General features: G+C 64.7%; 16 protein-coding genes and 1 tRNA gene. 9 read left to right on the forward strand and 8 right to left on the reverse strand.

All coding sequences use genetic code 11. The features are described from left to right. Positions 1 to 81: 81 nt before the first annotated feature. On the reverse strand, positions 82 to 663 hold the full coding sequence (dcd, locus tag ACFVHU_RS15120) for a dCTP deaminase (RefSeq protein WP_013349886.1): 582 nt from the start codon (positions 661 to 663) through the stop codon (positions 82 to 84). A 189-nt stretch (positions 664 to 852) separates the two neighbouring features. Between dcd and ACFVHU_RS15125 the strand changes: the two genes are divergently transcribed. After that, positions 853 to 1713 carry a M15 family metallopeptidase gene (locus tag ACFVHU_RS15125; RefSeq protein ID WP_388025153.1) on the forward strand — a complete coding sequence of 287 codons (861 nt, stop codon included), beginning with the start codon at positions 853 to 855 and terminating at the stop codon, positions 1711 to 1713. Positions 1714 to 2112: 399 nt separating this feature from the next. Here the strand turns inward: ACFVHU_RS15125 and ACFVHU_RS15130 are convergent, their stop codons facing one another. After that, complete coding sequence (locus ACFVHU_RS15130) at positions 2113 to 3819, reverse strand: fumarate hydratase (protein WP_388025155.1); 1707 nt, start codon at positions 3817 to 3819, stop codon at positions 2113 to 2115. Positions 3820 to 3930: 111 nt separating this feature from the next. Between ACFVHU_RS15130 and ACFVHU_RS15135 the strand changes: the two genes are divergently transcribed. The 8 genes from ACFVHU_RS15135 (at position 3931) to ACFVHU_RS15170 (ending at position 10642) form a co-directional block, all read left to right on the forward strand. Continuing rightward, positions 3931 to 4416: an SseB family protein gene (locus tag ACFVHU_RS15135; protein WP_105662527.1), complete on the forward strand. Its 486-nt coding sequence runs from the start codon at positions 3931 to 3933 to the stop codon at positions 4414 to 4416. A gap of 105 nt (positions 4417 to 4521) precedes the next feature. Then, positions 4522 to 4592: transfer RNA gene (locus tag ACFVHU_RS15140), tRNA-Gly, on the forward strand. Positions 4593 to 4661: 69 nt separating this feature from the next. Beyond that, the gene (locus tag ACFVHU_RS15145; RefSeq protein WP_133833550.1) at positions 4662 to 5591 is read left to right on the forward strand and encodes an AEC family transporter; all 930 of its coding nucleotides are present in this window, start codon (positions 4662 to 4664) and stop codon (positions 5589 to 5591) included. An 87-nt stretch (positions 5592 to 5678) separates the two neighbouring features. Then, positions 5679 to 6506: an amino acid ABC transporter substrate-binding protein gene (locus ACFVHU_RS15150; protein ID WP_332594840.1), complete on the forward strand. Its 828-nt coding sequence runs from the start codon at positions 5679 to 5681 to the stop codon at positions 6504 to 6506. A 73-nt stretch (positions 6507 to 6579) separates the two neighbouring features. After that, on the forward strand, positions 6580 to 7245 hold the full coding sequence (locus ACFVHU_RS15155; protein ID WP_105657025.1) for an amino acid ABC transporter permease: 666 nt from the start codon (positions 6580 to 6582) through the stop codon (positions 7243 to 7245). Further along, positions 7232 to 7999, forward strand: coding sequence for an amino acid ABC transporter ATP-binding protein (locus tag ACFVHU_RS15160; RefSeq protein ID WP_332485898.1), 768 nt, complete (start codon positions 7232 to 7234; stop codon positions 7997 to 7999). Before ACFVHU_RS15155 ends, ACFVHU_RS15160 begins: the two co-directional genes overlap by 14 nt. Before the next feature lie 18 nt (positions 8000 to 8017). Next, a complete protein-coding gene (locus ACFVHU_RS15165) occupies positions 8018 to 9553 on the forward strand; it encodes a helicase HerA-like domain-containing protein (protein WP_388025158.1) in 1536 nt (511 codons plus the stop codon). A gap of 66 nt (positions 9554 to 9619) precedes the next feature. Beyond that, complete coding sequence (locus ACFVHU_RS15170; RefSeq protein WP_133833547.1) at positions 9620 to 10642, forward strand: hypothetical protein; 1023 nt, start codon at positions 9620 to 9622, stop codon at positions 10640 to 10642. Here ACFVHU_RS15170 and ACFVHU_RS15175 read toward each other — a convergent pair. From ACFVHU_RS15175 to ACFVHU_RS15200, 6 genes are all read right to left on the reverse strand, one after another. Further along, positions 10639 to 11877: an MFS transporter gene (locus ACFVHU_RS15175; RefSeq protein ID WP_332594843.1), complete on the reverse strand. Its 1239-nt coding sequence runs from the start codon at positions 11875 to 11877 to the stop codon at positions 10639 to 10641. The genes ACFVHU_RS15170 and ACFVHU_RS15175 overlap by 4 nt on opposite strands. A gap of 181 nt (positions 11878 to 12058) precedes the next feature. Continuing rightward, a complete protein-coding gene (locus tag ACFVHU_RS15180) occupies positions 12059 to 13966 on the reverse strand; it encodes an NHL domain-containing thioredoxin family protein (RefSeq protein WP_332727289.1) in 1908 nt (635 codons plus the stop codon). 172 nt (positions 13967 to 14138) lie between these two features. Next, on the reverse strand, positions 14139 to 14903 hold the full coding sequence (locus ACFVHU_RS15185) for a hypothetical protein (RefSeq protein ID WP_133833544.1): 765 nt from the start codon (positions 14901 to 14903) through the stop codon (positions 14139 to 14141). Beyond that, a complete protein-coding gene (locus tag ACFVHU_RS15190) occupies positions 14896 to 16950 on the reverse strand; it encodes a cytochrome c oxidase assembly protein (RefSeq protein ID WP_105657032.1) in 2055 nt (684 codons plus the stop codon). The genes ACFVHU_RS15185 and ACFVHU_RS15190 overlap by 8 nt, the downstream gene beginning before the upstream one ends. A 65-nt stretch (positions 16951 to 17015) precedes the next feature. After that, complete coding sequence (locus ACFVHU_RS15195; protein ID WP_166650711.1) at positions 17016 to 18164, reverse strand: Dyp-type peroxidase; 1149 nt, start codon at positions 18162 to 18164, stop codon at positions 17016 to 17018. Continuing rightward, positions 18151 to 18684, reverse strand: a complete 534-nt coding sequence (locus ACFVHU_RS15200) for a copper chaperone PCu(A)C (protein WP_133833542.1) — start codon at positions 18682 to 18684, stop codon at positions 18151 to 18153. The genes ACFVHU_RS15195 and ACFVHU_RS15200 overlap by 14 nt, the downstream gene beginning before the upstream one ends. Positions 18685 to 18704 lie beyond the last annotated feature (20 nt).

Consider the following 18704-nt stretch of genomic DNA (forward strand, 5'->3'; position numbering starts at 1 on the left):
GCTTCCAGCCGCAAACGGCGCTGGCCCCCAACAAATGTTGGGGGCCAGCGCCGTTTGCGGGATCCTGAGCGGTACTGCCGCTTAGTTCTCGATGATGGTCCGGTGGAAGTTCAGGTGGCTGCGCGAAGCCGTGGGGCCACGCTGGCCCTGGTAGCGGTTGCCGTAGGGTCCCGAACCGTACGGATGCTCGGTGTCCGACGTCAGCTTGAAGAAGCACAGCTGGCCGATCTTCGATCCCGGCCACAGCTTAATGGGCAAGGTGGCCATGTTGGACAGTTCCAAGGTCACGTGGCCGGAGAACCCTGGATCGATGAACCCTGCGGTGGAGTGGGTGAGCAGGCCAAGGCGGCCCAAGGAGCTCTTGCCTTCCAGCCGGGCGGCCACGCCGTGGCCCAAGGTCACCACTTCGTAGGTCGAGCCGAGCACGAATTCGCCCGGGTGCAGGATGAATGGCTCATCGGGGTCGACCTCGACCAGGCGCGTCAGTTCATCTTGCTCCACCGAAGGATCGATGTGCGCATACTTGTGGTTATCGAAAAGCCGGAAGAACCGGTCAAGTCGAACATCCACGGATGCGGGCTGGACCATCTGCGGGTCAAAGGGCTCTAGCCCAATCTCACCGGACGCTATTTCTCGACGAATGTCACCATCTGAATACAACACGCGTATAAATTTATCCTGACTTTCCCCGGCAGCCGAACTATTAGGCCAATTATGTACAGTGAGTCGAGATCACTGGCCGCATCCTGTTCACCAGCTGGTCGCAGATTTCCCACGAATTACCCAGCGTTTCCAGCTATTGTTAGGGTGGGATTTCCCATCATCGCTCCGCAACTCAAGGGTTTATTCAACATGCGCCTAGCCTCCGCGCTGACTGGCACCGTACTCGCATCGGCATTGCTGCTCTCCGGCACCGCCGCACTCGCTGCGCCGGCCGAGGATCTGCCTGCTGTCGAGAGCTCGCAGCTGTCGAAGGCATCGAGCCCCTTGGCCTTGATCAACCCCACCACGAAGCTTTCGCCGGAGGACTATGTTCCCGGCAAGCTAGTTGGTGTTGCCGGCAGCTCGATGACCCTGCGTCCTGAGGCGGCAGAGGCCATTGAAGTGTTCATTGCTGATGCGCGCGCTGCCGGCCATTCGATCAAGCTGCTGAGCGCATACCGTTCGTACCAGCGCCAGGCGGTCTTGTTCAACCAGTACCAAGCCAAGTACGGCACCGCTTATGCCGAACGGATTTCTGCGCGCCCCGGAACCAGCGAGCACCAGCTTGGTTTGGCCGCAGACCTGGGCTACACCGATAGCCGTGCCGAATTGAAAGCCGAATTCGGCCAGACCCCGGCCGGCCTGTGGATTGCCGAGCACGCGGCGGAATACGGTCTGATCATCCGCTACCCCCAGGGCAAGGAAGAGATCACCGGCTACAAGTACGAGCCGTGGCATGTGCGCTATGTCGGCGTCGAGCATGCCGAAGCGATGCTTGCTTCCGGAGCGGAAACGTTCGAAGAGTACCACCAGATGCTGGCCGCCTCGATAGCGGAGGCCGAGCAAAGCGAAGCAAAGGCAGCTATCGAGAAAGAACCCGCGAAAGCCAAAGACGAAGAGCCGCAGGAAAAATCCAAGAAGGCCGGCGAAGATGTGGTCGTGGACGAGGACTTGATGGTCCTGCGTTTCCTTCCGCCGTACCGCGACTGGGGCTTCGGCTTCACCCAGTAGTCCGGTCTGGAACAGGCCGCTGCCAGGTCCACTAGAACCGCCGGAACCACGAACATTGTTGCTGCGAGTCGCCAATTCGCGGCTCTGCCCGAATCCGCTGGGCGTTGGGCGGTGCCCGAATCAGGGTACAGCGGGGCATCCAGTACTAGCGTCCAATATTAACTAGTGCCCGGGACGCGAAGCAGCAAGTTCACACGAAGTAGCCTCGTCAGCACCCTGCCCCTCTGCGGGAGCATCCTGGAATCTGCCCTCCGCACCGGCATGCAATCCCGGGAACGGTTTTCCAGGTTGCGTGCCGCCGGACGGCATGAAAATGCTCCCCAAAAGTTGCTGGCTTCTACAGTCCAACTTTTGGGGAGCAGTTCATGGCAGGTGGTTCCTGCCCAGAGCGCTGGAGAATTACTTCGCGCGCACCGGAATGCCGGTGAAGGTCGGCTTCAAGGTCTCGGCGAAGAAGTCCTCGCCCTTGTCATCGACAACGATGAAGGCCGGGAAGTCCTCGACCTCGATCTTCCAGATCGCTTCCATGCCCAGTTCCTCGTATTCGAGCACCTCGACCTTCTTGATGCAATCCTGGGCCAGGCGTGCCGCCGGGCCGCCGATGGAGCCCAGGTAGAAGCCGCCGTGGGTGTTGCATGCGTCGGTGACCTGCTTGGAGCGGTTGCCCTTGGCCAGCATGACCATCGAGCCGCCGGCAGCCTGGAACTGGTCCACGTAGGAGTCCATGCGGCCTGCGGTGGTTGGGCCGAAGGAACCCGAAGGCATGCCTTCTGGGGTCTTGGCAGGACCTGCGTAGTAGACCGGGTGGTCCTTGAGGTACTGCGGCATTTCCTCGCCAGCATCCAGGCGTTCCTTGACCTTGGCGTGTGCGATATCGCGGGCCACAACCAATGGACCGGACAGCGACAAACGCGTCTTGACCGGGAACTTGGTCAGCTCGGCCAGGATTTCGCTCATCGGCTTGTTCAGGTCGATCTTGACCACCGAAGAGCCACCGGTGCCGGTGACGCCATCGGTCTCGTCGTCGTGCGCGGCCAGGGCCGGGTGGTCCTCCGCCGGCATGAAGCGGGCTGGATCGGTTTCCAGCTGCTCGACGAACAGTCCCTCTTCGGTGACCTTGGCCAGCATCTGGCGGTCAGCCGAGCAGGATACTGCGATGGCCACCGGCAGCGAGGCGCCGTGGCGAGGCAGGCGCACCACGCGCACATCGTGGCAGAAGTACTTGCCGCCGAACTGCGCGCCAATGCCGAAGTGGCGGGTCAGCTCAAGGACCTTGTCTTCCAGCTCGGTGTCGCGGAAGCCGCGGCCGGTCATCGCGCCTTCGGTCGGCAGCGAATCCAGGTACTTGGCCGAACCGTACTTCGCGGTCTTCAACGCCATCTCGGCCGAGGTGCCGCCGATGACGATGGACAGGTGGTACGGAGGGCACGCGGCGGTGCCCAGAGAACGCAGCTTCTCATCGAGGAACTTCAGCATCGAGTTCTCGTTGAGGATCGCCTTGGTCTCCTGGTACAGGAAGGACTTGTTGGCCGATCCGCCGCCCTTGGCCATGAACAGGAACTTGTAGCTGGTGTCAGCGCCGTCCTTGGTGTTCGCGTAGAGGTCGATCTGCGCCGGGAGGTTGTTGCCGGTGGCCTTCTCTTCCCAGGTGGTGATCGGAGCCAGCTGCGAGTAGCGCAGGTTCAGGCGGGTGTAGGCGTTGTAGATGCCGCGCGACAGCGAGATCTCGTCCTGCTCTTCGGTCAGCACGCGCTGGCCGCGCTTGCCCATGACGATCGCGGTACCGGTGTCCTGGCACATCGGCAGGATGCCGCCGGCGGCGATGTTGGCGTTCTTCAGCAGGTCCAGGGCGACGAACTTGTCGTTCGGGCTGGCATCCTCGTCGTCGAGGATATTGCGCAGCTGCTGCAGGTGGGCCGGGCGAAGGTAGTGCGAGATGTCGTGCAGCGCGGTCTCGGCCAGCTGCTCCAGTGCCTGCGGCGCGACCTTCAGGAAGTACTTTCCATCCGGGCCGGCGACAACTTCGACACCTTCGGAGGAAATCTTGCGGTACGGGGTGGTATCTTCGCCAATTGGCAGAAGATCCTCGTAACGGAATTCAGGCATGCTCAGTCCTTGATTCAATCGTGTGTGCTCATCTGCCATTTTAGGCCTTTACCCCGAATTAACCGCATTCGGCGTTTGCACCTGGGGGTTTATCGCGACATGCTGTAGTACATGAGCAACGAGAACACCTCCGCCGCCGCTGAAGGCCAAGAACCAGACCAGGTCCCGGATGCGATCATCGAAACGCCAATGGACAAGCAGCGGGCACAGCCCAAGACTCATTTCGAAATGATGCTGCAGGCCGGGCTCAACAAACCTGAGCTGTCCGGCTCGGTCATCGGCGCTTTCATGAGCGCCGAGGTGTATTTCCTCTCCCGTGAAGAGGTCACCGGCGAGAACAAGAATGCCCAGCCGATGATGCTGACCAACCCTTCCGGTGAGGCCGTGGTAGCGGTCTTCACCACCTTGGAGCGCATCCCCTCCTCGTACATCGACATGGCGCCGTACGGCGTGAAGGTCCAGGGCGCCACCGTGGTGCGCGCATTGGAGAACACCGGCTTCGTGGTGAACCCCGGCGACGAGCTCAGCTTCGAGGTCCCGGCCGATGGGGTGGCAATCCTGCGCGAGCAGCTGCTCAACGAGAAGCCCTCCGAATAGGCATTGCGTAACTTTGGCCACGATTTTCCGTGCCGTTTTCCGGTGCGCGGGATTCGTGGGATATGCTTTTGATGCCCGGGCCGTCAATAGGCCGCTCGGTGCACTGCGGGCGTAGCTCAATGGTAGAGCGCTAGCTTCCCAAGCTCGATACGCGGGTTCGATTCCCGTCGCCCGCTCAAGCGAACGCCGGGGCACCAATGGTGCTCCGGCGTTGTTGGTCTTCTGATAGCCAGCGAAGGAGCACGATGACCGGAGTCCTCGAAGGCTTCTCCATCATTTGGGTTGTCATTCTCGTCGGCTACTTGGTGGGCCGCACCGGGGTGCTGGGCGAGCAAGGCCGCCATGTGCTCAGCCGGGTCACCTTCTTCGTGGCCAGCCCCGCCCTGCTGTTCACCACCTTGGCCGAGTCCGATCCGGTTTCCGTGCTCGGGCCGCTGCTCTGGGTTGCCGCCCTGTCCGCGGCGCTGACCGCGGTTCTCTACTACCTGGCGACGGCCCGGATGCTCAAGCGCCCGGCCTCGGAAAGCATAATCGCGGCAATGTCCGCCTCCACGGTGAACTCCGCCAACTTGGGCCTGCCCATCGCGTTGTACGTGCTCGGCGACATGTCCTACGCGGCCCCGATCATCCTCTTCCAGCTGGCCCTCTACCAGCCGATCAATCTGGCGATGCTGGATGCCACCACCTCGCGGCACCGCACCACCCCGATCGCTTTGCTGCTGGCCACCGCGAAGAACCCGATGATCATCGGGTCGCTGCTCGGCTTGGCCGTCGCGCTGACCGGCATCGAATTGCCCTCCATCGTGCTCGAACCGATCGACCTGATCGCCGGCGCCTCGATCCCCGCCATGCTCATGGCTTTCGGCATCTCCTTGGTGGGTTCCAAGCCGCTGGAAAAGAAGTCGGGCCGCCGCGCCGACGTGCTGATCGCCGCCGGGGCCAAGCTGCTGCTCCACCCGTTCCTGGCCTGGGCACTGGCCTACTGGGTATTCAATCTGCGTGGCGAGCTGCTGGTGGCTTCGGTCATCATGGCCGGCCTGCCAACTGCGCAGAACATTTTCGTGACGGCCATGCGCTATGACCACGGGGTGGTAATCGCGAAGGACACGGTCCTGGTCACCACCATCTGCGCGATCCCGCTGATGATGCTGCTGGCGATCGTCCTCGGAATTTAGCGTAACTTCCACCTGCAGGAATAAGCGATCATCACTAGAGTGTTCAGTAGGACAACAGCTTTTATCCACTCCCCTAGCGAGGTCACCATGAAGCGCACTGCACCACTGCTGGCTACTGCCGCAATTATCGCCCTGTCACTGAGCGCCTGCGGCTCGGCAGGCCCATCGACCTCCGCAAGCGAATCCGGTGGCGCCAAGCCCTCGCCGGACACCGGAGCAACCTTGAAGAAGGTCCAGGATTCGGGCGTGCTGACCGTGGGCACCGAAGGCACCTACCGCCCGTTCTCCTACCACGAGGGCAACGAGCTGACCGGCTACGACGTCGAGGTCATCGAAGCCGTCGGCGAGAAGATGGGCGTCGAGGTCAAGTTCCAGGAAACCCAGTGGGACGCGATCTTCGCCGGACTGGATGCCGGGCGTTTTGATGCCATCGCCAACCAGGTCTCGATCAACCCGGAACGCGAAGAGAAGTACCTGTTCACCGAGCCTTACACCGTCTCCACCGGCGTGGTGGTGACCAAGAGCGATAACAGCGAGATCACCTCTTTCGAGACGTTGGAGGGCAAGACCACCGCGCAGTCGCTGACCAGCAACTTCTACGAGACCGCCAAGGCCGCCGGCGCGAACGTCGAGCCGGTGGAAGGCTGGGCCCAGTCGATCACCCTGCTCAAGCAGGGCCGTGTCGATGCCACCGTGAACGACAAGCTGACGTTCCTGGATGCGCAGAAGACCAACCCGGATGACAGCATCAAGATCGCTGCCGAATCCGAGGAGAAGAGCGAATCCGCTGTAGCCCTGCGCAAGGATTCCACTGAACTGGCCCAGGCCATTGACACCGCGCTCGAGGAGCTGCGCGCCGAGGGGGAACTGGCAAAGATCTCCGAGAAGTACTTCGGCGAAGACGTCAGCAAGTAGCAAACACTATAAGTAGACTGGCTCCACACGTAAGAACGCGTGGAGCCAGTCTCATTTGCGCAAAAGGTAGCCCATGGATTCGAAATGGCAGTTATTCCTCGACTCGCTCGGGCCGTTAGCCCTCGGGGCGATCACGGCAACCATTCCGCTGGCCCTGATCAGCATGGCCTTGGGCCTGGTCATCGCCTTGCTGATGGCGCTGATGCGGATCAGCAAGAATCGGGTCATCTCCTCGATTGCCCGGATCTACATCTCCATCATTCGCGGCACGCCGCTGCTGGTGCAGCTGTTCGTCATCTTCTACGGCATGCCTTCGGTGGGGCTGACCATCGACCCGTGGCCTAGTGCCATCATCGCCTTCAGCCTGAACATCGGCGGTTACGCCGCTGAAATCATTCGTGCCGCGATCCTCTCGGTCCCCCAGGGCCAATGGGAAGCCGGCTACACCCTGGGCATGTCGCGCACGCGCACCCTGTACCGGCTGATCTTGCCGCAGGCCACCCGGGTGGCTGTGCCGCCGCTGTCGAACTCCTTCATTTCCCTGGTCAAGGACACCTCGCTGGCCTCCACCATCCTGGTCACCGAAATGTTCCGCAAGGCCCAGGAAATCACGGCCTCCACCTACGAGTTCCTGCTGCTCTATTGCGAGGCCGCAGCCATCTACTGGGTCATCTGCCTGGTGCTCTCGGCTCTGCAAAACTCTGTTGAAGGAAGGCTTGAAAAGTATGTCGCCAAGTAATTCCGCCCTGCTCTCCGTCACCGCCCTGCATAAGGCCTTCGGCGAGAACCAGGTGCTCCAGGGCATCGACTTCACCGTGCATTCCGGTGAAGTGCTGGCACTGATTGGCCCGTCGGGCTCTGGCAAGACCACCGCCCTGCGTTGCCTGAACGGCCTGGAAATCGCCGATGCCGGCACCGTCGGATTCGCCGGCGGGCCGGAAGTTTCCTTCAGCGCCGGGATGAAACCCAAGGCCGCACAGATCCTGCGCAAGCGTTCGGCGATGGTGTTCCAGGGACATCACCTGTTCCCCCATCTGACGGTGCTGCAGAACGTGAGCATCGGGCCGATCGAGGTGCAAAAGCGTCCCAAGGACCAGGTCCTGGCGCAGGCGAAGAAGCTGCTGGCCCGCGTGGGCCTTGAAGCCAAGGCCGACGCCTACCCGAACTCCCTGTCCGGCGGCCAGCAGCAGCGCGTGGGCATTGTCCGCGCGCTGATGCAGCAGCCGGATCTGCTGCTCTTCGACGAACCCACCAGCGCACTGGATCCGGAGCTGGTCGGCGAGGTGCTCACGGTCATCAAGGAATTGGCCCAGGAGGGCTGGTCCATGGTGCTGGTGACCCACGAGCTGGCCTTCGCCCGGGATGTGGCCGACACCGTGGTGTTCATGGATGGCGGGGTGGTCGTGGAGACCGGTCCGGCGGCCCAGGTGCTCGGCACGCCTGCCAACCCCCGCACCCAAACTTTCGTCCAGCGTCTGTTGCACCCGTTCTAAAAGCAATAGAGTGAAGCCATGACCCAGGAAACGAATACTTTGCTGACCAGCCTCGTTGAAGGCTACAACTTCGAATCCGATTGCTTGGAGCTCGGGGCTGCACTGATCGGCGGCAAGGCCGAGCCAACCGCGCAGGTCCGCCTGCCGTTGAAAATGCTCAACCGCCACGGCCTGATCGCTGGTGCCACCGGCACCGGCAAGACCGTCACCTTGCAGACCATGGCAGAACAGCTCTCCGTGGCCGGGGTTCCGGTTTTCCTCGCCGATGTCAAAGGCGATCTGAGCGGCCTGGCGCAGCCTGCCGAACCGTCGGAGAAGCTCAGTGCCCGACTGGCCGAGCTCGGCCACGAATTCGTTGCGCGCACCAACCCAGTCGAGTTCCTCAGCCTGGGTGGCAATGGGCAGGGCGTCCCGGTACGCGCCAGCGTGGACGCCTTCGGCCCGATTTTGCTGGCCCGTGTCCTGGAACTGAACGAAACCCAGGAAGAATGCCTGCAGCTGATCTTCCATTACGCCGATTCCAATAAGCTGCCGCTGGATGACCTCAGCGACCTGAAAGCTGTGATCAGCTTCCTGCTCAGCGACGACGGCGCCCCGGCGCTGGCCGCCCTGGGCGGCGTCTCCTCATCCACCGCATCGGTGATCCTGCGCGGCATCACGATCATGCAGACCCAGGGACTGGACCAGTTCTTCGGGCAGCCGGAGTTCGATACCGCGGACTTCTTGCAGGTGCGCGACGGCGCGGGCGTCATCAACATCCTGGAACTGCCCTCGGTCAGCTCCCAGCCAATGCTTTTCTCCACGTTCCTCATGTGGCTCCTGGCCGACATGTTCGAGGACCTGCCAGAAGCCGGGGACCTGGAGAAGCCCAAGCTGGTGTTCTTCCTCGACGAGGCCCACCTGCTCTTCAAGGATGCGACCAAGGCGTTCAGCGATGCGATCATCAACACCGTGCGCCTGATCCGCTCCAAGGGCGTGGGCCTGTTCTTCATCACCCAGTCCCCGACCGACCTGCCCGATGAGGTGCTCGGCCAGCTGGGTAACCGCATCCAGCATGCGGTGCGCGTGTTCACCGCCAAGGACCAGAGCGCGCTCAAGCAGATCATCAAGACCTTCCCAACCGGTGAGCTGGACCTGCAGGAAGCACTGACCCAGGCCGGTGTCGGCGAGGCTGTGGTCACCGTGCTGGGCGAGAAAGGTGCACCGACCCCGGTAGCGTGGACCAAGATGTCCTCGCCGGGGTCCAACATCGGCCCGGCCTCACCTGAGGTGATGGCCCAGGCCCGTGGCACTTCGACGCTGGCTGCGCAGTACAGCGCCGCAGTGGATCGTGATTCTGCCCGCGAAATGCTCGAGGCCAAAACCCGGGCCGCGGCGCCGGCGCCAGCGACTGCTCCCGAACCGGCGAAGGAGCCCCGACGGGAAAGCGCCCCACGCCAGAGCCAACCGCGCCAAGAAGAGAACCCGATGATGGACATGGCCATGGGCGCCGCCAAGGTGCTTGGCCGCGAGCTGATCCGCGGCTTCTTCGGCAACCGCAAGCGCCGCCGTTAGTAATACCTGGCTCTTCCAGCACGCCGTTTTCGGTCTGGGCCCGGAAACCAGATAGCCTAGCTACTGATGAACACTCGTAATTCCACGCCGATCTCCGCTGCCCGCCTGGCTCTTCGCTGGGCATTGGCTGCAGCGGCTGTCGTCGTTCTGGTCATTGCCGGAACGATCGCCGCCAACCGTACGCTCTTCTCCCCCCAGCACCAGGTGCAGGCACTGCAGCAGCATCTGGCCAGGGGCGAAGGCGCCGAAGCCCTGGGCCTGATGCAGGCCCAGGTCCCGCAGGGCGATGCTGTTGCCCTGGATGGGGACGTGCTCAAGCGCACCCAGGCCGGAATTACGGATTTCTCCACCGACAAGGCCCAGGCGGTAGAGGGCGATGAGCAGTTGCGCACCGTCACCGCGCATTACAAGGCCCACGGCGTGGACAAGGAATCGACCTACACGCTGCGCCATGCCGGCAAATCCTGGCTGCTGTTCGACAAGTGGGCCTTCGAGCCAAGCACGCTGCCCAGCGTGAAGATCAAGGCCAACACCGTCAACGAGGTCACGGTCAACGAGCAGAAGATCCCGTTATCGGCTGGCGTGAGCACCCTTCCGGTGTTCTACCCCTCGATCCTCGACGCGAGCTTCAGCACCAAGAACTTTGCGGCCGACACCCGCGGGATGGTGGTCACCAAGCCTGCCAAGGAGCCGGTGGAGATCGCGCTGAAGACCGAGCCGACCAAGGAATTCATCGCTGCCATCAATGCCAAGGTGAAGAACTACCTCAACGAGTGCGCCAGCGAGCAGGTGCTGATGCCTGCCGGATGCCCGTTCGCCTACAGCACCTCGGCGCGCGTGGACCCGGCAACCATCGACTGGTCCATCGCGAAGTACCCCACCATTGAAGTGAACTACTACAACGGCGCCTGGGTGCTGTCCCCGCTGAAGGCCACCGCTACCTTGACCCTGACCGAGCAGGATCTGCGCACCGGCGCCAAGGCCAAGAAGACCGTCAAGGATGACTACTCCTTCACCGCGCAGCTGACCACCAGCACCACCGAAGTTTCCGTGGTTCCGGTGGCCGGCGGCGAACAGGTGGCCGGCTAGCGTCCGAGCAGTTCGCGGAACTGGCTGCGCAGCGGCACCGCGTTGGTCTTGAACTTCTGCCAGACCACCAGCGCTGCCAAGCTGGCGGCCAGCGACAACCCGGCGCCAATGGTCACGGCGATCTGGATCCCGAACAGTTCAGCGAACCAGCCGATCAGCGGCGAGCCGATGGGCGTACCGCCCATCACCACCATCAGGTACAGCGCCAGCACGCGCGCCCGGTACTCCGGGGGCACCGAGGTCTGCACCATGGTGTTGCAGCTGTTCAAGAAGGTCAGCGACCCCAGTCCCACCGGGATCAGCACCAGCGCGAATGCGATGTAGTTGGGCATCCACGCACTGGCAATCCCGGCGATGCCGAAGAACACGCCGCCGCCGATCAGGAAGCGCCAGCGCGGAGCCGAACGCCGGGCGGCGAACAGCGCCCCGCCAAAGGTGCCCACGGCCATGATCGAGCCCAGGATCCCGTACTCCCCTGCTCCTACCCCGTAGACCTCGGTGGCCATCAGCGCGTTGGTCATCTGGAAGTTCAGCCCGAAGGTGCCGATCACGCCGGCCAGGAAGAAGATCAGCACCAGGTCCTTGCGGTTCTTCACGTAGGCCAAGCCCTCCCGCACCTGCCCCTTGGCGCGCGCGACCGGCTTAGAGGGGTTCAGCGCGTCCTTGCGCATGAACACCAGTGAGAAAATCACCGCGAGGAATGAGGCGCCGTTGAGCAGGAACGCCGGTCCGGTGCCCACCAGCGCGATGACCGCACCGGCCACGCCGGGCCCGGCCAGCCGGGCCAGGTTGAAGTTGGCGCTGTTCAACGCCACCGCGTTGGCCAGGTGGGTGCCGGGAACCACCTCGGAGACGAACGCCTGGCGTGCCGGGGCGTCGAAGGAGGCGCCGATGCCCAGCATCGTGGCCAGCACGTAGACATGCCACAGCTGCGCCGTGCCGGTAACCACCAGCAGGCCCAGGACCAGGGCGCAGACTCCCATGAAGCTCTGCGTGAGGATCAGCAGCCGGCGCTTGTCGAAGCGGTCGGCGATCAGTCCGGCATAGGGGCCCAGCAGCAGCACGGGCAGGAACTGCAGGCCGGTGGTGATGCCGGTGGCCACTGCATCGTGGTCGGTGAGCTCGGTGAGCACCAGCCAGTCCTGGGCCACACGCTGCATCCAGGTTCCGATATTGGAGACCAGCGCACCGATCACCCACAACCGGTAATTTGGTACTTCCAGTGCACGGAACATTTTCGACGCCATAGCTACCGCCAGATCCCTCCGGCTCCTCCCGTCCTCCAGTCTAGCCACCCGGGCAGGAAAATGCTGAGGCTTCCTCAGATTCTTGCTGCGGCGCTGCCCGGGCGTTCGGCGCCGGGCGCGCAAAAGGCGCACCATCGCTGGTGCGCCTGATGCATGCTTCGGGCCGGGGCTAGTTCACGCCACGCAGGTCAAGGAGCAGTTCATCCTCGCCCTCTGCGTCCAGCACCACCGGGATGCCCCAGTCCTGCTGGTACAGGTGGCAGGCCGCGTGATCGGGAATCTCGCCGCCCGGTTCGCCATCGCAGGCCGCCGCGCGGGCGGTAATGTGCAGCACGCCCTCGGCCACCTCCGGGTTCAGTTCCAGGGTGCGGGACAGGCCCACCGAGGTGCCGGCGCCGTCGAGGATCAGTTCCTCAGGGCTGGCCGAGATCTTCAGCTGGGTCGGATCGCCCCAGCGGTCATCGAGCTTCTGCCCCTTGGGTGCGGCGAAGCGGACCAGGATCCCGTGCTTGCCGGCCTGCACCCGGGTCTTGGGGCGCTGGGTCTGGCTGGCGCCCTGGTCGACCACCAGTGCTTCGGCAGGGATCGGGATGCGCACCAGCTGGTGGGAGTTGGTCTCCACGACCAGCAGCACCGGATCGCCGTCCACGGTGGTGTCCACCAGCACGTCGGCCGGTTCCTTCAGGCCCTTGGCCAGGGTGGAGACAGTCTTGGTGGCCGGATCGAAGCGGCGCACCGCGCCATTGTAGGAGTCGGCGATGGCAATCGAGTGGTCCGGCAGCACGGCCACGCCCAGCGGGTGCTGCAGGCGCGCCTGCTGCGCATCGCCATCGCGGAAGCCGAAGTCGAACAGGCCGGTGCCCACCGCGGTGTTCACGCTCTTGGCCTTGCCTTCTTCAACCTCGATCCAGCGCAGGGCGCTGGTTTCCGAGTCGGCGATCCACACGTTTTCGCCATCCAGTGCCAGGCCCGAGGACTGGGCGAACCAGGCCTCATCCGGCGCGCCATCGGTTAGGCCTTCCAGCCCGGTGCCGGCGAAGACCGACACGGCGCCGGTGCGCGGATCGAAGGCGAAGATCTGGTGGGTTCCGGCCATCGCGACGATGACCTGCCCCGATGGGTGGTAGAGCACATCCCATGGGGACGAGAGCGAAATATTCAGCGCATCGGTGCCCAGCTCGGTGGGCTGGACTTCCTGGCGGGCGTTCTCCGAATCCAGCAGGCGCTGCACGCCGTTGCCGGCCAGGGTGCCCACGGCGCCGGTGGCCAGGTTCACCGAGCGCAGGCGGTGGTTGACGGTGTCGGCGACGATCACGTCGTAGCCGACTTCGGCGGCCAGTTCCGCCGGCAATGCGGCCAGCCCCTGCAGTTCGTTGAACTGCGCGGTGGCAGCGTCCCCGTCGGCATAGCCCTTGACCCCGGCGCCGATGGTGCGCACCACGGTGGACAGGTCGCCGGCCAGTTCGACCAGGCGGTGGTGGCCCGAATCGCCCACCAGGAAATTGCCGTTGGCCAGGGCGATCGCCTTGCCCGGGAAGCGCAGGTCGCCCTCGCGGGCTGCCGGTGCCACGTACGGACCGTTGCCGCGGTGCAGCGTGCCCTTGGCTTCGTGCTCGGCTACCAGTTCCTCGACCAGCGAGCCCAGGCCCTGGGCGTGGCCCTCGCCGGACAGATGCGCGACGATGTAGCCTTCGGGATCCAATACCACCAGGGTAGGCCAGGCGCGGGCACCGTAGGCCTGCCAGGTGACCAATTCCGGGTCGTCGAGCACCGGGTGGTGGATTTCGTAGCGCTCCACTGCGGCGGCCAGCGCATCCGGATCCGCTTCGTGCTCGAACTTCGGGGAGTGCACGCCGACGGTGACCAGCACGTCCTTGTACTGCTCCTCCAGCGGGCGCAGCTCGTCGAGCACGTGCAGGCAGTTGATGCAGCAGAAGGTCCAGAAGTCCAGGAGCACGATCTTGCCGCGCAATGCGTCCAGATCCAGTTGCTTGCCGCCGGTATTCAGCCAGTTGCGGCCCAGCAGTTCGCTGGCGCGCACCTTGTAATTGGCGCGGACGGATTCGGAAGTGCTCATGGTGATCCTTTCGCTGTCGCCGCGGCTGCGGCAATTCGAACCTCAATTATCTGCCACCGCGGCCCGCTGGGGCTAACGGTGTTAAGCAACATTGAGAAAAGTGTGAAACTCGCTCACGGTCTGCTGGTGTAACCGCAGGCCCACGCCTTCTATTCCCTGCCGGGGCGGCGAGCTAGGGCAGCTGCGCGAGCACGGTGTCCATGATGCCGGTGGCCACCTGGTTGAAGGCGGCATCCTGCAGCGAGGTCGCCGAGAGGAAGGAGACCATCACCGCATACTCCCCGGTGCTCTTGATCAGCACCAGCGAATCCTGCGCATACTGCCCATCACGGCTGTAGTACAGGGCCGAATCGGCATCCTGCACGCCCGGATCGGAGAATGCCAGGGTCTCGCGGTAGTCCAGCCCGTTGAGCTTCACGCTCTTGCATTCCTCCAGGATGGTGGCCACGTTCGCATTGTGCGCCGCCACCTTCGCCGCCCCGTCGCCGAGCTTGGCCACCTCCACCGACCCGGTGATCGACTGGTTCTCGTTGGTGAAGTCGGTGCGCGCCGCCTCGGTGCCCAGCTGCACCGGCGACCAGTTCAAGTCCTCGATCGGAGCCGAGCATTGGGACGGCAGGACCACCAGGTCCTTGAGCGTATCGGTGGGCGGCGTGGCCAGGGATTCGAGGTCCTCGCCCTGGATCTTGGCGCTGGAGGGGAAGCCGAGCTCGGCGGCCATCACTGCGCCGGCCGTGGTGGCCACCTGCGCGGTGGTCATTTCTTCCGGCTGGGCAGGCTCTTGCGGCTCTTGCGATGCGCTGGGCGTCGCGGTGCCCTGCACGGCGATCTTGTGCGTTTCGTCCTGCGGCATTTCGGATTGCGCGGAGCAGGCGCTTGCGGCCAGCAGCGCGCACACCGCCAGGGAGGCGGCGAGGATTTTCTTGGTGCTAGGCACGTGGGTCCCTTCGGTCGGCTTGCTTGAAGCGGGCGAACATTTCGTTGTAGGCAGCCAGCTCGGCGTCGTTGTCGCGCTCGGCCTGGCGGTCGTAGCGCTTGGTGTCCTTCTTGTCCTGGCGCAGCCACGAGATGACCACGAAAATGGCCAGGACCAGGGTCGGCACTTCGCCGATCGCCCACATCGCCCCGGCACCCACCACCTGGTCTTCCAGTGCGGTGCCGCCCCAGGTGCGGCCCATGTTCCCGAAGTAGTCCGGGGCCAGCAGGGTTTCGGTGCTCATCAGCGCCACCCCGAAGAAAGCGTGGAAGGCGACGGTGGCCAGCAGCACCACCAGGCGCATCGGGTACGGGTAGCGCTTGGGGACCGGGTCGGCGTCCACCAGCGACAGCGCGAACAGGTATCCGGTGAGCAGGAAGTGCAGGTTCATCAGCTCGTGGCCCGCGTGGTAGCGCATGGCCGGTTCCAGCAACGGGGTGAAGTAGAAGACGACGATCGAGCCGGCGAAGTTCACCGCGGCGAAAATCGGGTGGGTGATGACCTTCGAGTAGCGCGAGTGCACCAGGTAGAGGATCCATTCGCGCGGGCCGCGGGTGCCGTCGACGCGCGATCCCAGCACCTTGAGCAGCAGCGTGACCGGGGTGCCCAGGACCAGGAAGATCGGCACGATCATGGTCAGCGACATGTGATCGACCATGTGGGTGGAGAACTGGATCTTGCCGTACACGGCCACCGCGCCGCTGGTCACGTAGAACAGCGCGAAAAGGCCCACGATCCAGCTGGCCAGGCGCAGCACGCTGGGCTTGTCGCCGCGGCGGGCCAGCTTGATGAAGGCCCACAGGTACACGGCCAGGCCGAACAGGCACACGGCCACCCAGATCCAGTCCATGCGCCAGGTGGTGAACCACGCGGCGGTATCCGGGGCCGGCGGCAGGTCGTAGCCGGTGAGCAGGCGGGCCGGGGTCGCTTGCACCGGAGGCTCATCGGAAGTCGGCGGAGCGGTGCGCGCCAGCACGGTGGCCACCGACATCACCGCAGCCATCAGGATGACCTCGCCGGCCACGACCTGCCAGGCCGCGCGCAGCGCCGTGAACTTGCCCTCCAGCAGCCGCGGGATCACCATGCGCCGATGCCACAGGCCCAGTGCGCCCAGCCCCAGGGTGATCAGGATCTTCACGATCACCAGGATGCCGTACGGGGTCAGCCACTGGTCCCAGCCGGTAATGCGGATCACCGCCGAAGCCAGGCCCGAGCCGATCATCAGGAACACCGCGAAGGTGGCCAGCGCGGAATAGCGCTTGAGCACCACCCCGGCCAGCACCTGCCCGCGTTTGCGTCCCGGCGCTTCGCCGGCCAGCGTCGGAGCGAGCAGGGCCAGCACCATGATGCCGCCAAACCAGAGCACCACGGCCAGCAGGTGCAGGCCGATGGAGTTCACCGCGGCGAAGTGGTCGTCTCCCCCGGCCGCGTGGCCGATGAAGGCCAGCGGCAGGATGCCGAACAGCGAGAAGAATGCGCTGAGCCCCACCGTGGTCCTGGAGCGCGCGGCCAGGGCCAGCGAACTGGTGATCGCTGCGATCACCACCATCCAGGCCCAGGCCCGCCCGCTGGTGATCGACAGGATGTAGTCCAGGATCGCGGCCGAATACTGCGGATCCAGGCTCATCGGGATGCCGGCCAAATCCCAGAAGGTCAGCAGCATGACGGTGGCCGCGGACAGGGTCCACACCACCGCGGCCCCGGCGGCGATATTCATCGTGCGGGCGAACGCCGGATGGGCCTGGCCTTCGGCATCGCCGGTCACCTTGGCGGCCCGCGGGATGATCGCCGCACCGAAAACCAGCGCGGCGATGCTCAGCGACATCGAGGCATGGTGGATGGCCCGGGAGATGGGCAGCGACCAGCGCACGAAAGCCCCGGGATCGGCCAAATCCGCCGGCCGGGCGATCCCGGTGAACAACACCGCCGCCAGGAAGGCCACCGCCGCAGCGAGGATTCCGGGCAGGATGAAGCGGGTGACTGAAACCGTGCGCTGTGCTGTATCCATAACCTTCTCATCATCTCATTTTTCGCCCGGCCGGTCACCGCGCGGCAGCCCGCTTTGGGCGCATCTCACACCTGGCCCAGCAACGCCTCCCCCAGGTAGCCGCCTTCGCGCACCCCGGGAAGGATCGCGTACAGGCCCGATCCCACCGGCTTCAGCCAGGTGTTCAGCGCATCTGCGGCCGCCAGCCGGTGCTGCACCGGGATGAAGCTGGTGGCCGGGTCGCGCTGGTAGCTGGCGAACAGCAACCCGGAAGCCGCTCCGTCGAAGTTGTAGCCCCGCCGGTGCATGGTCTCATCCGCGCTGGCCGGCTTGGCCAGCGCCACGTGGGCGTTGGCCGCGATCGCCGGCAGCCCCAGCTCATTGGCCGCGGCCAGGTCCACCGGATCATCCACGCTGGCGCCCGACAGCGGCGCGCCGTCGGACTGCCGGCGGCCCAGTGCATGGTCCCGTCCGGCGCCGTCCACCTCGTCCCAGCCGTCCAGGTCCATCTCGAACCTGCGCAGCGCCAAGGTGGTCCCGTTCTCGATCCAGCCCGGCTGGCCGAACACCGCGCTCTCGCGCAGTTCTCCGCCGGGGTTGTTGATCCCGTCGAGCTGGCCGAACAGGTTGCGGAACCCGCGCCCGCCGGGGTTGATGAACCCGGTCTGGGCGAAGCGCCTGGCGCCCAGCCCGCGCAGGTTCTTGGACACCGCCCGCACCGCATGGTGCAGCACGGTCTGGTCCTGCGCGCAGAACTGGATCAGCAGATCGCACTGCCCGTACTGCTCATCGAGCTGGTCCCCGGCGAAGCGCGGCAGCGTGCCGATCTGCCCGCGCCCGGCCACATCCAGCAGGCTCTGGCCCAGCCCCACGGTCAGCGTCAGCTCGCATCCGGGCTGCGCCATTTCCGGTTCGGTGTCGGCCAGCACCCCGCGGCCACTGGCCAGCCGGGCCGCATCATCGGTGATCATCTGCAGCACCGCGCGCAGCTGCTCCTTCTTGGAGCCCTCGCGCCAGTGCAGATCCCACCCGGCGAAGACCGCGTGGGCCTGCTGGCCGTCGAGGATCCCCGACTGGTACTTCCCGTAGAACGGGCGGTACCCCTGCGGGTTGGCGGTGGCCGCTGGGGCTGGAGCGCTCAGCTTTCCGGTGCCGAACCCGGTGAGCATTCCGCCCAGCGCGGCGGCCGCGGTGGTGCCCAGCAGCAGCCGGCGGTCGACGCTAGTGCCCGGCATGCGCATCCCCGGCATGCTCGTCGTAGCTTTCGTTGGCCCCGTCGAAGTTGCGGATCGGGAAGTCCACCTCGGTGCTCGACCCGTCGGCGAATTCCAGCTTCAGCCTCGCCGTCTGGGCCGCCACCAGCGGTTCCTGCAGGTCCATGAACATCAGGTGGTGGCCGCCCGGTGCCAGCACCGCGTCCTTGCCGGGTTCGATCACCAGATCCCCTTCGAGCTGCGCCATCGTCATCCCGTCGCCGGTGCCGCGCATTTCGTGGATCTGGATCTGATCGCCCTGGGCATTGCTGATCTTGCGCAGCGCAATCGGGGTGCCAGAATTATTGTGCAGGATGCCGAAGGCCGCGCTCATGCCCGACTCGGCGGCCTTGGCCCAGGTTTCGCTGGTGGCCAGCGCTTCGGCTTGCCCGGCGGTTTTCTGTTCGGCCGGTGCGGGCTGCTGCCCGTCGGCGCTCTGTGCGCAGCCGGTGAGCAGCAGTCCAAGGCCCAGGGCCAGTGCAGTGGTTTTGCGGAAATTCATGTTCTCAAGCTTTCGGGTTC

Origin of the sequence: Glutamicibacter sp. NPDC127525 (assembly GCF_042672105.1) — a bacterium.
In the GTDB taxonomy this organism is placed as follows: domain Bacteria; phylum Actinomycetota; class Actinomycetes; order Actinomycetales; family Micrococcaceae; genus Glutamicibacter.

Coding starts and splice junctions, on each gene's coding strand:
- ACFVHU_RS15145 (WP_133833550.1), top strand. CDS start 4,662: ATGACCGGAGTCCTCGAAGGCTTCTCCATCATTTGGGTTGTCATTCTC.
- ACFVHU_RS15170 (WP_133833547.1), top strand. CDS start 9,620: ATGAACACTCGTAATTCCACGCCGATCTCCGCTGCCCGCCTGGCTCTT.
- ACFVHU_RS15125 (WP_388025153.1), top strand. CDS start 853: ATGCGCCTAGCCTCCGCGCTGACTGGCACCGTACTCGCATCGGCATTG.
- ACFVHU_RS15200 (WP_133833542.1), bottom strand. CDS start 18,684: ATGAATTTCCGCAAAACCACTGCACTGGCCCTGGGCCTTGGACTGCTG.
- ACFVHU_RS15190 (WP_105657032.1), bottom strand. CDS start 16,950: ATGGATACAGCACAGCGCACGGTTTCAGTCACCCGCTTCATCCTGCCC.
- ACFVHU_RS15150 (WP_332594840.1), top strand. CDS start 5,679: ATGAAGCGCACTGCACCACTGCTGGCTACTGCCGCAATTATCGCCCTG.
- ACFVHU_RS15195 (WP_166650711.1), bottom strand. CDS start 18,164: ATGCCGGGCACTAGCGTCGACCGCCGGCTGCTGCTGGGCACCACCGCG.
- ACFVHU_RS15180 (WP_332727289.1), bottom strand. CDS start 13,966: ATGAGCACTTCCGAATCCGTCCGCGCCAATTACAAGGTGCGCGCCAGC.
- ACFVHU_RS15160 (WP_332485898.1), top strand. CDS start 7,232: ATGTCGCCAAGTAATTCCGCCCTGCTCTCCGTCACCGCCCTGCATAAG.
- ACFVHU_RS15175 (WP_332594843.1), bottom strand. CDS start 11,877: ATGTTCCGTGCACTGGAAGTACCAAATTACCGGTTGTGGGTGATCGGT.
- ACFVHU_RS15135 (WP_105662527.1), top strand. CDS start 3,931: ATGAGCAACGAGAACACCTCCGCCGCCGCTGAAGGCCAAGAACCAGAC.
- ACFVHU_RS15130 (WP_388025155.1), bottom strand. CDS start 3,819: ATGCCTGAATTCCGTTACGAGGATCTTCTGCCAATTGGCGAAGATACC.
- ACFVHU_RS15155 (WP_105657025.1), top strand. CDS start 6,580: ATGGATTCGAAATGGCAGTTATTCCTCGACTCGCTCGGGCCGTTAGCC.
- ACFVHU_RS15165 (WP_388025158.1), top strand. CDS start 8,018: ATGACCCAGGAAACGAATACTTTGCTGACCAGCCTCGTTGAAGGCTAC.